Below are 12,837 nucleotides of genomic sequence, written 5' to 3'. Positions count from 1 at the left end.
TTCAGTTCCCCTCTGCGTGGAGCACGGCGAACACGATCGGGTCGGTCCGGTCGTTGACGGTGGTCGACCAGGTGGCGATCCGGGCGTTGCCGGAGGCGAGCAGCGCCCACCCGTCGGCGTCGACCTGGCGGACGGTCAGCGCCTGGGTCATCAGCCCGGTCTTGCGCACGCACTCCAGCGCGCTCCAGACCCGGGTGTTCGCCACGCTGATCGCCTCGCCGGTGTCGGCGGCCAGCAGCCGGCCGAGACCGAGCAGCTCCTCGCCGAGCAGGCCGGCCCAGTCCTCTTCGGTGCGTTCGATCGCCGTCTCGATGTCGCAGGCGACCTGGTCGGCGCCGGCGACCACGAGGGTCAGCTGAGAGGTGTGCGAAGCGCCGACGTTGCCCGCGTCGAACTCGGGCTTGCCGTCGGGGCGGTAGCGGACCTCGACCGGCCGGTCGAGCGCGCGGCCCGCGGCGAGCGCGGTCTGCGCCCTCCGCTCGGCGATGCCCTCCGCCGGGCGCCCGGCCGGGTCCGGCTCGAGCACCACCGACCGCGTCCCGCCGAGCAGCCGTTCACAGGCACGCTCCACGTAGGACCCGAGCATCGACGGGACCCAGGGGCCGGCGCCGTCGCGCTTGCGGACCGCGCGCAGCTTCAGCCCTTCCCAGCGCTCGACCAGGGTGCCGTCCGGGTTCCGGACGTCGAGGTCGTAGACGTAGCTGTCGCCGTCCTGGGACCGTTCCCTGGCGTCGAGCAGCACGTACTCGTCGTGCTGGGCACCCGGCTCGGCCAGGTACAGCTTCTCGATGCCCTGCGGCAGCAGCGTCGCGTCCGGGACGCAGCACTGGATCGCGTGCATCATCGCGTCCCGCGTGCCGGGGTCGGCCAGCAGCCGCTCCTGCGGGAGGAACGGGGCGAACCAGTAGTGGTCCGCGCTGGTCGCGATCTCGGCGACCGCGTGCCGGGCGCTCGCCCGCTGGTAGCCCAGCACCCGCTGGAACCGCTTGCCCTGGAACAGGACCGAGCCGTAGAGCTCGCTGATCGGCTCCACCGGAACCGGCGGCAGCGCGACGTCGCGGGGCACCTGCTCGCCCAGTTCCGCCGGCCGCGCGAAGCTCAGCCGCGCCCGGAAGTGGTCGGCGCTGAAGCCCGTCTCGTCACTGCGGATCACGACGTCGACGGTGTCGGCGTCGCGGGCCAGCGTGGCCAGCCGGACCGTGGTCGACCCGCCCGGCGAGACGATGATCGGCCGGAGGAACTCGACGTCCGAGAGCACCGGGGTGCCGGTGCGGTCGAGCGTCGCCGCCGCGGCCTGCGTCATGGCCTCCATGCCGAGCACCGCCGGGAACAGCAGCTGCCCGTCGAGCAGGTGGTCGGTCAGGTACGGGTCCGACCCGTCGGACAGGTCCGCCTCGGTGATCAGCTCGACGCCGGGGTAGTGCACGACCGCGCGGTCGACGAACCGGGTCAGCGGCAGCTCCCGCTTCTGGATCGGCAGCGTGGCCAGGCCCGACGTGCGGCCGCAGACCACCAGCACCGGCGGCGCGGCCGGGTCGGCCAGCACCTGGCGGAGGATGGTGATGCCCTCCTCCGTGGGGATCGGCGTGATGCCGTCGCGCATCAGGGCGCTGACCACGCCGAGCTTCTCGCCCATGCCGGTGCCCGACCAGACCGACCACTCCAGCGCGATCGCCCGCGCCTGCGGGTGTTCCTGGCCGAAGCGCAGGGTCAGCTCGGTCATCCAGTCGTTCGCCGTGGCGTAGTGCGCTTCCCCGCGCAGGCCCGCCCGGCCGATGATGCTGCCGAAGGTGACCAGGAGCTTGATCTTGTCCTGGTCGACCGCGTTCAGCACCGCGTTGAGGCCGCCGATCTTCGGGGCGAGCGTCTTGCGGAAGCTGTCCTCCGTGAGGGAGAACAGCGCGGCCGGCTCGTTGCGGCCCGCGCCGTGCAGCACCGCGGTGACCGGGCCGAGGTCGGCCTGGATCCGCGCGACCACCTCGGCGACCTGCGGGGCGCTGGTGACGTCGGCGCGCTCGTAGCGGTAGCGGATGCCCGCCGCTTCCATGCGGTCGAGGTTCTCCGCCAGCTCGGTGTCGGACTCGGGGTCGCTGCGCCCGAGCAGGGCCAGCCGCGCTCCGGAGTCCTTGGCCAGCGCGAGCGCGCTCTCCGCCGTGATGCCCTTGCCGCCACCGGTGACGAGCAGGACGTCGGTGGCGTCCAGCGAGTCCTGGATCGGGCCGGGCTTCGGCGCGGCCAGCGCGGACAGCCGCGGCACGGTGCGCCCGCCGTCGGCGCCGTAGCGCGCTTCGGTGAAGTCCGTGGTCGCGGCGACCTCGGCCACCACGGTGGTCACGGCCGACGCGATCGCGTCCTCGCCCGACGGTGCCGGGTCCGCGAAGTCGATGATCGTCGTCTTCGCCGAGGGGTCCTCGAGCCGCAGGGTGCGGGCCAGGCCGGCGGCACCGTAGCCGTGGTGCACGACCACGAAGCGCGTGCCGTTGGGAGCCGCCATGACCGCGCGGCCGGCGTCGAGGAACAGGCCGACGTGGCTCGAGTCGCAGTCCGCCGGCAGGACGAGCAGGACGCCGTCGCCGACGCCCGCCTTCGCCAGCGCCGCCTTCACCGGTTCGGCCAGCGGGTGGCGCGGGGTCGCGAAGACCTGCCACTCGGCGTGCCCGGCGCCCGGCGTGAGGTCCGCGGTGGGCCGCGGCGCGGGCACGTACTCGACCGCGAACGGCCGGACCCACGGGCCGACACCGGGAGCCTCGCCGGCGCCTTGGTCGGTCGGCTTCGCCGTCTGCGCCAGCTCGTCGATCATCTCGGCGAGCTCACCGAGGCACACCGTCGCGAAGTTCGGCATGCCTTCCAGCGCGGGGCGCCCCAGCGCCCGGGTGACGTCGTTGACCAGCTGCCCGACCGTGATCGACGAAAGGTGCAGGTCGTCGAGCGGGTGGGTGTCGGCGGTGACGGCTTCCAGCGGCAGCTCGACGCGCTCGGCGGCGAGCTTGCGCAGCAGGTCCAGCGTCGAGCCGGACTCGCTGTCGGCGTTGCCGGCGTCGGCGTCGGCGGCCTGCGCCTTCTCCGCGGCCAGCTCGGCGGCCAGCTCGCTGTCGATCGACGGCGCCGCCTCGCACGGGCTGGCCAGGAAGTTGAAGACGCCGTCCGCGGGCAGGGCGCGCACGACGCGGCCCTCGAACAGCGCGTCCACCGCCAGGTCGGCGCCGAGCGCGAACGCCGCGCCGACGACCCGCAGCAGCGCCTGCAGCGACGCGTTGTCCGTGTCGATCGCGAGCACCGGGGTCTCCGGCGCGATCTCCTCGAACAGCCCGGTCAGCACCCGGCCCGGCCCGACCTCGACCACCAGGTCGCTGCGCTCGGCCACCTTGGCGGCGGCTTCGCGGAAGCGGACCGGCAGCACGATCTGGTCGCGCAGCAGCTCCGACAGGTTCTCCGCGGCGTGCAGGACGTCGCCGCTCACGGTGGAGACGACCGGCCGCTCGAGGCGGGAGAAGGAGAATTCGCCCAGCTTCTCGGTCATCGCGTTCGCGGCGGGTTCGACCGCCGGCGAGTGGAAGGCGTGCGAGACCTTGATCCGGGTCGCGCCGACGCCCTGGGCCTTGGCCCGGGCGACGATCTTGTCGATCGCCGGGGCGGGCCCGGAGATCACGGTCTGCTCCGGCGCGTTGTAGCCCGCGATGACGACGTCCGAGCCGAGACCCAGTTCCTCGACGCGGCTCGGCGAAGCGGCGATGCCGGCCATGGCGCCGGTGCCGTCGCCGGTCGTCGAGGCCATGACCTTGCCGCGGACTTTCGCCAGCGCCAGCAGCCCGCGCTCGTCGAGCGCACCGCCCCAGTGCAGGGCGGTCAGCTCGCCGAGGCTGTGCCCGGTGGCCGTGGAAGCCTCGATGCCGAACGACCGCAGCACCCGCAGCGCGGCCAGCGAACCGGTGACGATCCGGGGCTGCGCCACCTCGGTGGCGACCTGGTCGCCGGTGGCCGGCAGCCCGGCGGCGCGGTAGATCTCCTCGGCCGCGGTGAACCGGCGGCGCAGCGCGCTTTCGCCGCCGCGGCCGGAGCCCTGGCCGGGGAACAGGTAGCCGATCTTCGGCGCGCTGCCGCGGCTGCTCGCGAAGATGCCGTCGGCGCTGTCGAAGACCGCGTCACCCGAGTCGAGCTGCTCCAGGAGCTTGGTCAGCTTCCGCTCGGCGTGCTCCGGGTTGGCCGCGACGACCGCCGCGCGCACCGCCTTGCCCGAAAGGTCCTTCGCCAGCGAAGCGGCGAGGTCGGTCAGCTCGGCGAACGACAGCTTCGGCACGGTTTCCAGCACCGCGGCCACGTTCCCGCGCAGGGTCGCGAGGTCGTCGGCGTCGAAGAGCAGCAGTTCGGCGTCCTGGCGGCCGGCGACCAGCGCGCGGGCCCGCTCGTCGAGCTCGCGGCGCCGCGGCGCGGTCGGCGCCTCGGTGACGGTGATGTGGGAGTTGATCCCGCCGAAGCCCATCGCGGAGACACCCGCGCGGACCGGCTGGTCCTCCGGCCACAGCGACGCCTCGCGCGGGACGTACATCCGCGCCGAGGAGCCGGTGAGCGACTCGTGCGGGTCGTGGTGCCCGGTGGCCGGCGGGATGACCTGGTGGTACACCGCCAGCGTCGCCTTGATCAGGCCGGCGACCCCCGCCGCGGCCTTGGTGTGGCCGATGTTGCCCTTGATGGTCGACAGCGCGGCCTGCTTGGCCAGCGGGTCGGCGTCGCGGCGGGCGGTGGACAGCGCCTCGATCTCGGTGGCGTCGCCCAGCGCGGTGCCGGTGCCGTGGCCCTCGAAGTAGGAAACGGTCTCGACGCCGTAGCCCGCGCGGTCGTAGGCCCGCTTGATGGCCAGCCGGTGCCCGGCGGCCTCGGGCCGGGTGATGCCGCCCTTGCCGTCGGAGGAGACGCCCCAGCCGCCGATCGACGCGTAGATCCGCTTGCCCTGCTCCAGCGCGTCGCTTTCGCGCATCAGGACGAGCATGCCCGAGCCCTCGCCCGGCCAGAAGCCGTTGGAGTCGGCGTCGTAGACCTTCATCTCGCGCTTGGCCAGCGCGCCGGTCTTGGCGAAGCCGATGACCTCGAACGGGTCGATCGACAGGTCGACACCGCCGGCGACGGCGAGGTCCAGGTCGCCCTGGACGAGCGCGTTGGCCGCGGTGACCACCGAAAGCAGCGAAGACGAGCAGGCGCCGTCGACGGTGTAGCCGCCGCCGGCGAAGTCGAAGTGGTTGCAGACGCGGCCGGCGATGGTGTTCGCCAGGCCACCGGCGAGGGTGTCCTCGTTGATCTCGGGGAACGGCTCCTTGTACTGGACTTCCAGTTCCCGGAGGAAGCTCGCGGTCTCCTCGTCCTCCCAGCCGCGGGAGCTCAGCGCCGCCGCGACCGTGCGCCGCACGTACGGCCAGCGCAGCCGCATGATGTTGGCGCGGGAGAACTCCCCGGTCAGGCTGTTGCCGATGACGACGCCGGTGCTCTGCCGCGGGGCGCCGTCACCTTCGGTGAACCCGGCGTCCGCGAGCGCCTGCGCGGCGACCTCGAGGGCGAGCCAGTGCGTCGTGTCCGTCGCCCGGAAGGTACTGCCGGCGACCTTGTGCGCCACCCGGTCGAATTCGTAGTCCCGCAGCACCGCCGCTTTCTGCGCGTAAAAGCGGTCCGGCGCCTTCGGGTCCGGTGAGTAGTAGTCCGCCCGGTTCATCCGCTCGTCCGGCAGCCTGCGGAACGCCCGGCGCCCGGCCAGCACGTTTTCCCAGAGCTCCTCCGGAGAACTCGCGTCGGGGTACCGGAGACCGATACCGACGATCGAAATCCGCTCTACGCTCATGCCACCGCACTCCCACTGGCTCTCGAGCCCCGTATCACCGGGACCATCAGGTCCCCGCTGTCCTCCGGTGCGGGGCTCGAGCCCCACCGCCGGTCTGTCTCCTCGGGCGGCCGCGCCGCCCGGAGTGCCCGTCCGCCGGGCCGTTGAAGTCCAGCATCTCCCGGCCGGTGCGGGCGGTCTTCTCTCTCCCTGCCCGCGGCGCGCACGTCAGCACGCTGGGACAAGGGACCCGCACCGTCTACAATGGATTTTCAGGCGTCGAACTGGCCGGGCTTGCGGCCCTGGCCGGCCGGCCCGCGGTAAGCCTGGGCGATGTCGAGCCACTGGTCCGCCAGCGTGCCCTGCGCCCGCACGTCGAGGTCGTAGCGGTGCCGCCGCCGGGTCACCAGCAGGCAGAAGTCCGCCGCGCTGCCGCTGACCCGCTGGGTCGCGTCCTCGGGCCCGAACGTCCAGAGCGCGCCCGAGGGCGCGGTGAGCTCGAACCGGAACTCCTCGGCCGGCGGCTTCAGGTTCCGCGCCTCGTAACCGAAGTCCCGCACGCGCACGGCGAACCCGACCAGGTGCTTGATCCGGTCGGTCCGCTCGCGGCGCACGCCGAGCGCGTCGGCGATGTCCTGGCCGTGGCCGAAGGCCTCCATCATCCCGGCGCACGCCAGCACGTACGGCGGCAGCGGGTTGACCAGCCACGGCACCAGCTGGTCACCGGGCACGGCCGCGAGGGCCTTGATGCCGGCGTCCCGCTCGGCGCGCCAGCGGGTCAGCAGGACCTCGGCCGGGTCGTGGACGTAGTCCTCCAGCGCGGCGTTCACCGCGGCCTCGAAGCCGCCCTTGAGCGACTTCGTCATGGCGACGAAGGCTTCCGGCTGCGCGGCCGAGAGGCCGGCGATGCGGAAGATGAAGGCGAGGTGCCCGATCTGGTGCCGGACCGGCCAGCCGGGCGCGGGCGTGGGGGTGTCCCACTCCGCTTCGGAAAGGCCGGCGACGAGCGCGTCCACCTCGGCGGCCTCGGCGGTCAGGTCGGCGATCACGCCCGTGGTGTCAGTCACCTGTCAGTCCTTTCACCGATGCGACGTCTTTCTCGTGAGCCGGCGGCCGCCGCGCGGGGCGGGGGTAAGGGCGCCACCGTGCGGCGACCGCCGGCCTGAGCAGATCGGCTGCCGCTCGGGGCGGCGACGCGGTCCCGGAGTTTCTGTGTGTCCCGGTGCTGCGCGCCCCGGCGGGCGATCCGACCTTCCGATCATCACCCGCGCCGACCTGCAGGGTCTTCTCTTGGCGGGCGGACCGGCAGGCGCTCGCCGGCCGCCACGGCCGCGGTGAAAGCGGCCCACGACACCAGCTCCACCAGGCCGCGATCGGACGCGCCGACGGCGGCGACGTCGTCGGCCCCGACCTGGTACGCGGCCTTGGCGGTGAGCAGCGCCAGCCGTCCGGCAGCCCGTTCTCCGGCAGGCAGCTCGGCGAGCACCGGCTCGCCCCAGGCCCGGCTCAGCCCCGGCGGTTTCCCGTCCCACGCCTTGACTTCCCGCCGGACGAGCTCCCGCACCCGGAACGGCACCGAGCGCTCACCGGCGGCCGCCACGGCCGCCTCGGCGCGCGCGAAGGCGTCCGGCAGCGTGTCCCCCGGAAGTGCCCAGCCCGGCCCGTCCCCGGCCGCGGCGGGCAGCAGTTCCAGCGCCCGCCCGGCCGGCGGCGGCGCACCCGGCTTGAGCAGGAAGCCCAGTACCGCCTTGGCTTTCGCGCGCGCCTGCGGCGGAACGCTCTCCGGCAGCGGCGAAGGGCCGAGGAACACGCTCACCACCCGGTTGAGGTAGTGGAAGGCGACGGCGACCGCGGTGAACTCGGCGGCGGCGCCGTCGGGGACGTCCGCGGGCAGCGGACCCTCGCCCCGCGCCCAGGCCGCCAGCGCCCGCGTGTCGCGGTCCGGGATGGCCCCGACGTCCCCGGCCTCGATGGCCGCCGCGGCCGCGGGATCCCCCAGCGACCCGAGCGCCATCCCGTGCACCTCGACGCAGTAGGGGCAGTCGTTGGCCGCGGAAACGGCGGCCGCGACGACTTCCTTGCCGGCGCGGCTCGCGGTCCCGCCGGCCACGAGCGACTCCCGCAGCACGACCCAGGCCGCGGCGAGCACCTCCGGCGAAGGCGAGTGCAGCGCCATCGGCGGCGCGAGCATCCCGAAGTCCCGCTCGACCTGCCGGTACACGTCCTTGACGAGCCCCCGCGCCCGCCCCGGGCGCACGACCTCGACGTACTTCACGTCCCGCAGCGTCCGCCGCAGCGCGATCCTGACCAAACCCGGAGCCATGACCCCTCCTCCTGAAAACGGCGAACTCGCGCACCCCAGGTCGAGTGCGCGAGTCCGCGAACGGTGGTGCCGTGCCTCAGTTGCCCGCGACCAGGTCCAGTTTGGACACCGCGCGCCGCCCGGTGATCGAGCCGTCCGGGGACGGCGCGCCGTACTTCACGTCGACCCCGCGCGACTGCAGCTCCCGCACGATGCCCGGGATCGAGCGCTCGGCCAGTGCCGCGATGGTCATCGCCGGGTTGACCGTCAGCGCACCCGGCACCGACGCGCTGTCGGTCACGAAGATGCCCGGGTGGTTGCGCAGCTCGTGGTTCGGGTGCAGCGCGGACGTCGCCGCGTCGTCGCCGATCCGGCAGGACGCCAGCGGGTGCACCGTGTACGCCCCGACGACGTCGTTGGTCCACGGCGAAACCTTGGCCAGGCCGTCCTTCTCGATGATCGCCTTGCAGTCGGCGTCGGCCAGTGCCCAGCCCCGGCGGGTGTTCTCCGTCGGGTCGTAGCGCAGCGGGCCGCGGCCGAGCATCTGCTGGGAGATCCGGTACGCGTTGCCGGTCGGCGGCGGCGTGCCGAAGACGCCTTCGTTGTCGTCCTCGGTCATCAAGAAGATCGTGAGCCAGTTGGCCCACTGCTTCAGGATTTCCTTCTTCTCCGCCCCGTACCAGCGCGGCTCCTCGCCGCCGGGCACCTGCGCGAGGATGGTGCCCAGGCCCGGCGGGAAGTACAGCTGCTCCAGCGAGTACCGCTCGTACTCCGGCAGCGATCCGTCGAGCTTGTCCCAGTTCGCGACCGTCGGGCCCTTGCCGATGTGGTTGGCCGAGTAGACCGGACCGTCCTCACGGGACAGTCCGAGCACCTCGCGGACGCGGTCCTCGTCGATGATCGCGGTGTTGAGCCGCTCGCCGTTGCCGGAGAAGTAGCGGCCGACGCCGTGCGGCATCTCGCCCAGCGCCGCCTCCGACCGCTGCAGGATGACCGGGGTCGCGCCGGCACCGGCGGCGATGATGACGACCTTCGCCTCGATCACGCCGGTGCCGGTGTGCACCCGGTAGTCCTCTTCGTCCACGATGTCGAAGTGGACGCGGTAGCTGCCGTCCTCGGTGCGCTCGAGCCGTTCGACCTCGTGCAGCGGCCGGATCTCGGCGCCGTGGGACAGGGCCGCGGGCAGGTAGTTCGTCAGCATCGACCGCTTGGCGTCGAACTTGCAGCCCGCCATCATGAAGTTGCAGTTGACGCAGGTGTCGTTGTCCACCGCGACCGGCGCCGGGTTGGCCGTGCGGCCCGAGTGGTTGCAGGCCGCCGCCCACAGGCCACCGGCGTAGGAGACGTCGCTCCAGTCCTGTTTGGACACCGGGATCGACTCGTCGACGCGGTCGTACCACGGCTCCAGGCTGTCGCGGGAGATGACCGACGGCCACATCCGGCGCCCGATGCTGCCGTGGCGCTCGAAGACGAACCGCGGCGCGCGCGGCATCGCGGCGAAGTACACCACGCTGCCGCCGCCGACGCAGTTGCCGCCCAGCACGCTCATCCCGTCGCCGACGACGAAGTCGAACGCGCGGGTGTAGGACGAGCCGAGCAGGTAGTCGTGCTCGAAGTCGGCCGCGGCCAGCCACGGCCCGCGCTCCAGCACGGTCACCTTAGCCCCGCCGGCGGCGAGGTGGTAGGCCGGGATCGAACCGCCGAAACCGCTGCCGACGATGACGACGTCGGTCTTCTCGATGGCGCTCATGCGGGGCTCCCGGAGGGCGTGGTGTCGGGGTGGAGCTCGGCCAGCTTGCGGCCGTAGCCGTACTTCGGGAACCGCCAGAACCCGTCCGCGTCCGGCGCGGTGTAGCCCAGCGCCAGCAGGCCGGGGTGGCCCTCGCGGATGGCCTCGGCGGTGTGCTTGTGCGCGGCGCTGTCGAAGGCCATGTTGCAGAACAGCGCGAGGCTGACCCAGCCGTCCTTCTCCGGGTGCCCCGGCGTGGTCAGCCGGTGCACCAGCTCGCGGCGGTGCTCGTAGGGCAGCGCGACGAACGGCGCGACGTCGTGGTCGAGCTCCAGCTCCACCTCCCCCGCGTACGCCTTCGCGTGGTCGTTGAGCGACTGCGCGAGGTAGGGCAGGCCGGCCGTGACGCCGGTCGCGTCGAAGTTCAGCAGCTCGAGCGCGCCCGCGGCGACCGAACCGGGCCCGGGCGCGGCCCCGGCGATCGCGCGGTCTTCGGGGTACCGCTTCTCCCCGGGCACGATCGTGTCCGCGTAGGCCTCGAGAGTCATGTTCATGACGCGTTCTTCTTCGGTGGCCTCGGGTTGCACCGGCCTACCTCCTCATCGAATGTCCACAGTAGAGTTCAGGCGGCTTCGGCGCGCCGCGTCCGCTCCCGGCGGTGCACGGTCATCGGCAGCCCGCCGCGCACCCGCAGCGAGAGCATCGCTTCGGGGTCGACGACCTTGCCCGGCACCTTCCGCAGCTGCAGGTCCCGCGCCGCCATCGCCAGCACGAACACCGCCTCCATCACGCCGAGGCTGTTGCCGATGCAGAACCTCGGCCCGGCCCCGAAGGGCAGGTAGGCGTACCGCGGCGGCCGCTCCGCGCCGGTGAACCGGTCCGGGTCGAAGCGTTCGGCGTCGGTCCAGAACTCGGGGTGCCGGTGCAGCGTGTAGGGCACCACGACGACGTCGGAGCCGGCCGGCACGTGGTACCCGCCGATCTCGTCGTCGGCCTGGGCGATCCGCGGCAGCAGCCACACCGGCGGGTAGAGCCGCATGACCTCTTCGACCACCGCGACGGTGAACGTGAGCCGCCGCAGGTCTTCGTGCTCGGGCAGCCGGTCGCCGAGCACCTCGACGGCTTCGGCGTGCAGCCGCTCGCCGACCTCCGGGTGCTCGTCGATCAGGTGGAACGCCCAGCCCAGCGTGCTCGCGGTGGTCTCGTGGCCGGCGAGCAGCAGGGTGATCAGCTCGTCGCGCATGCGTTCGCGCGACGCGCCGTCGCCCGAACCCGACGCGATGAGCCGGGACAGCACGTCCTCGCCGTTCTCGACCGGGTTCGCGAGTCGTTCGTCGACCAGCTCGTCCGCGATTCGGCGCAGGTCCTCCCGCGCGGTCCGGAAGTGCAGCTGCTTCTTGAGCGGCACCCACTGCGGGACCATGCTCAGCGTGACCGCCTCGAACATGGCCTGGTCCTGCACGGCCTCGAACGAGTGGCCGAGCGTTTCGTACCCGCCCAGCTCGGCGTCGAGCAGCGTCCTGCCGAGCACGCCGAGGGTCAGCCCGGTCATCTCGTGCAGGATCTCGACCGGCCCGTCGTGCGCGGCGAGCCGCTCGATCAGCGCCTCGACCTGCGTGGCGACGATGCCCGCCTGCCGCGAGATCCGCTTGGGCTGGAACACCGGCTGGATCGTCCGGCGCTGCTTGCGCCAGGTCTCCCCGTCGCTGGTGAGCAGGCCGTCGCCGAGGGCCCGGCGGGCCTCCTGCAGGCCGATGCCCTTGTGGTAGTTCGCCGCGTTGTCCGCGAGCACGTGCTTCGCCAGGTCCGGGTGGTTCACCAGGTACATCGCCTTCGGTCCGATGGCGATGCGGACGACGTCGCCGTAGGCCTCGGCGTTGTCGCCCATGAGCGCGAGCCGGTCGGTGAAGAGCTGCTTCAGCAACCGGAGCGTCGCTCGGCGCGGCGGCCCGGGCGGCGCGGTGCGCGCCGCCCGGGTGTCGTCCGTGGGACCCGTCATGCCGCGACGGCTCCCGGCTTCTCGTCCTCGGCCGGCGGGGCCGCGGCGAGTTCGAGCTTCGCCTTCTGCGCGGCCTGGTCGGCTTCGAACTTGATGCGGGCCTTGTTCGAGAAGTGCAGGCCCCACAGGAACATCCCGCGGATCAGGCAGACGGTCGCGGTGGCCAGGAACAGGCCGTAGGCCACGTGCACGGCGGTGAAGAAGCCGTACGCCAGCGCCACGCCGGAACCGAAGGCGAACTGCGAGAACGGCTTCGACGGCGACGTGCCCGGGTCGGTCACCATGTAGTTGGTGTAGAGCACGAACGCGACGCCGGTCCCCATCGCCAGCGCGCCGGGGATCGACGTGCCGAAGATCCAGCCGCGGACGAAGGCCTGGACCACGAAGAAGCTCAGCCAGCCCAGGATCAGCCACATGCGGTTGGTCAGCAACGCGTTGAGCACCGTGCCCGACACCAGGATGATGCCGACGATCAGCCAGCCGCCCCAGGTGGGGATCTGCTCGGTGAAGTGGTACGGCGGCGCGATGCTCGCCCACGGGAACACCAGCAGGATGATCGTGATGCCGAAGTTCGACGGGTTCATGTAGTGCCGCATCCGGCCGTACACCGGAGCCTGCAGCACCCACTTCGCACCGACGGCGACGACGACCCCGAAGATCATCACGAAGATCCGGTCGTTGACGTAGGTCAGCATGTTCAGCGCGAGACCGGTGATGTGCGCCGGGAGGAGGAACTCGACGAGCCCCTTGAACCCGTTGCCGCGGAACCGGACGTCGCGCTTGGTCACGCGGGAGTTGATGATCTCGAGCACGATCTCCGTGGTGTACGCGGTCGCCAGCGCGACGAACGGGTACAGGTACGGCTGCTCGAAGCCGAGGAACGTGTAGCCGACGATGTTGAAGATCGTGATCGAGATCGCGAAGCGCCGCAGTGCGGTGATGACCTTGTTGGTCCGCTTCGGTGGCGCGCTCTCCACCTTGGTCAGAGTCGGGGTGGCCAT

The 12,837-nt window shown here is 72.4% G+C and carries 7 protein-coding genes; all 7 read right to left on the bottom strand.

Features of this window, described 5'->3' with window-relative positions:
• Nucleotide 1: 1 nt before the first annotated feature.
• The 7 genes from MUY14_RS02225 to MUY14_RS02195 all read right to left on the bottom strand — a co-directional run bounded on the left by MUY14_RS02225 (nt 2) and on the right by MUY14_RS02195 (nt 12,837).
• Nucleotides 2–5,827, bottom strand: coding sequence for a type I polyketide synthase (locus MUY14_RS02225; RefSeq protein WP_247020262.1), 5,826 nt, complete (start codon nt 5,825–5,827; stop codon nt 2–4).
• Between the two features lie 251 nt (nt 5,828–6,078).
• Nucleotides 6,079–6,873, bottom strand: coding sequence for a TIGR03084 family metal-binding protein (locus MUY14_RS02220; protein WP_247020260.1), 795 nt, complete (start codon nt 6,871–6,873; stop codon nt 6,079–6,081).
• A gap of 194 nt (nt 6,874–7,067) precedes the next feature.
• Nucleotides 7,068–8,129 (bottom strand): carboxymuconolactone decarboxylase family protein, encoded by a 1,062-nt coding sequence (locus MUY14_RS02215; RefSeq protein ID WP_247020257.1) that lies wholly within the window; start codon nt 8,127–8,129, stop codon nt 7,068–7,070.
• A 76-nt stretch (nt 8,130–8,205) separates the two neighbouring features.
• Entirely contained in the window at nt 8,206–9,858 is a 1,653-nt protein-coding gene (locus tag MUY14_RS02210) for a GMC family oxidoreductase (protein ID WP_247020256.1), read from the bottom strand.
• Complete coding sequence (locus tag MUY14_RS02205; RefSeq protein ID WP_247025034.1) at nt 9,855–10,385, bottom strand: DUF5987 family protein; 531 nt, start codon at nt 10,383–10,385, stop codon at nt 9,855–9,857. Before MUY14_RS02205 ends, MUY14_RS02210 begins: the two co-directional genes overlap by 4 nt.
• Before the next feature lie 74 nt (nt 10,386–10,459).
• Nucleotides 10,460–11,836: a cytochrome P450 gene (locus MUY14_RS02200; protein WP_247020254.1), complete on the bottom strand. Its 1,377-nt coding sequence runs from the start codon at nt 11,834–11,836 to the stop codon at nt 10,460–10,462.
• A complete protein-coding gene (locus MUY14_RS02195; protein WP_247020252.1) occupies nt 11,833–12,837 on the bottom strand; it encodes an enediyne biosynthesis protein in 1,005 nt (334 codons plus the stop codon). The genes MUY14_RS02200 and MUY14_RS02195 overlap by 4 nt, the downstream gene beginning before the upstream one ends.

The organism is Amycolatopsis sp. FBCC-B4732, from assembly GCF_023008405.1.
GTDB classification, from domain to species: domain Bacteria; phylum Actinomycetota; class Actinomycetes; order Mycobacteriales; family Pseudonocardiaceae; genus Amycolatopsis; species Amycolatopsis pretoriensis_A.
The sequence above is the reverse complement of the archived record's forward strand: the minus strand, read 5'-3'. Positions and strand labels throughout refer to the sequence as shown.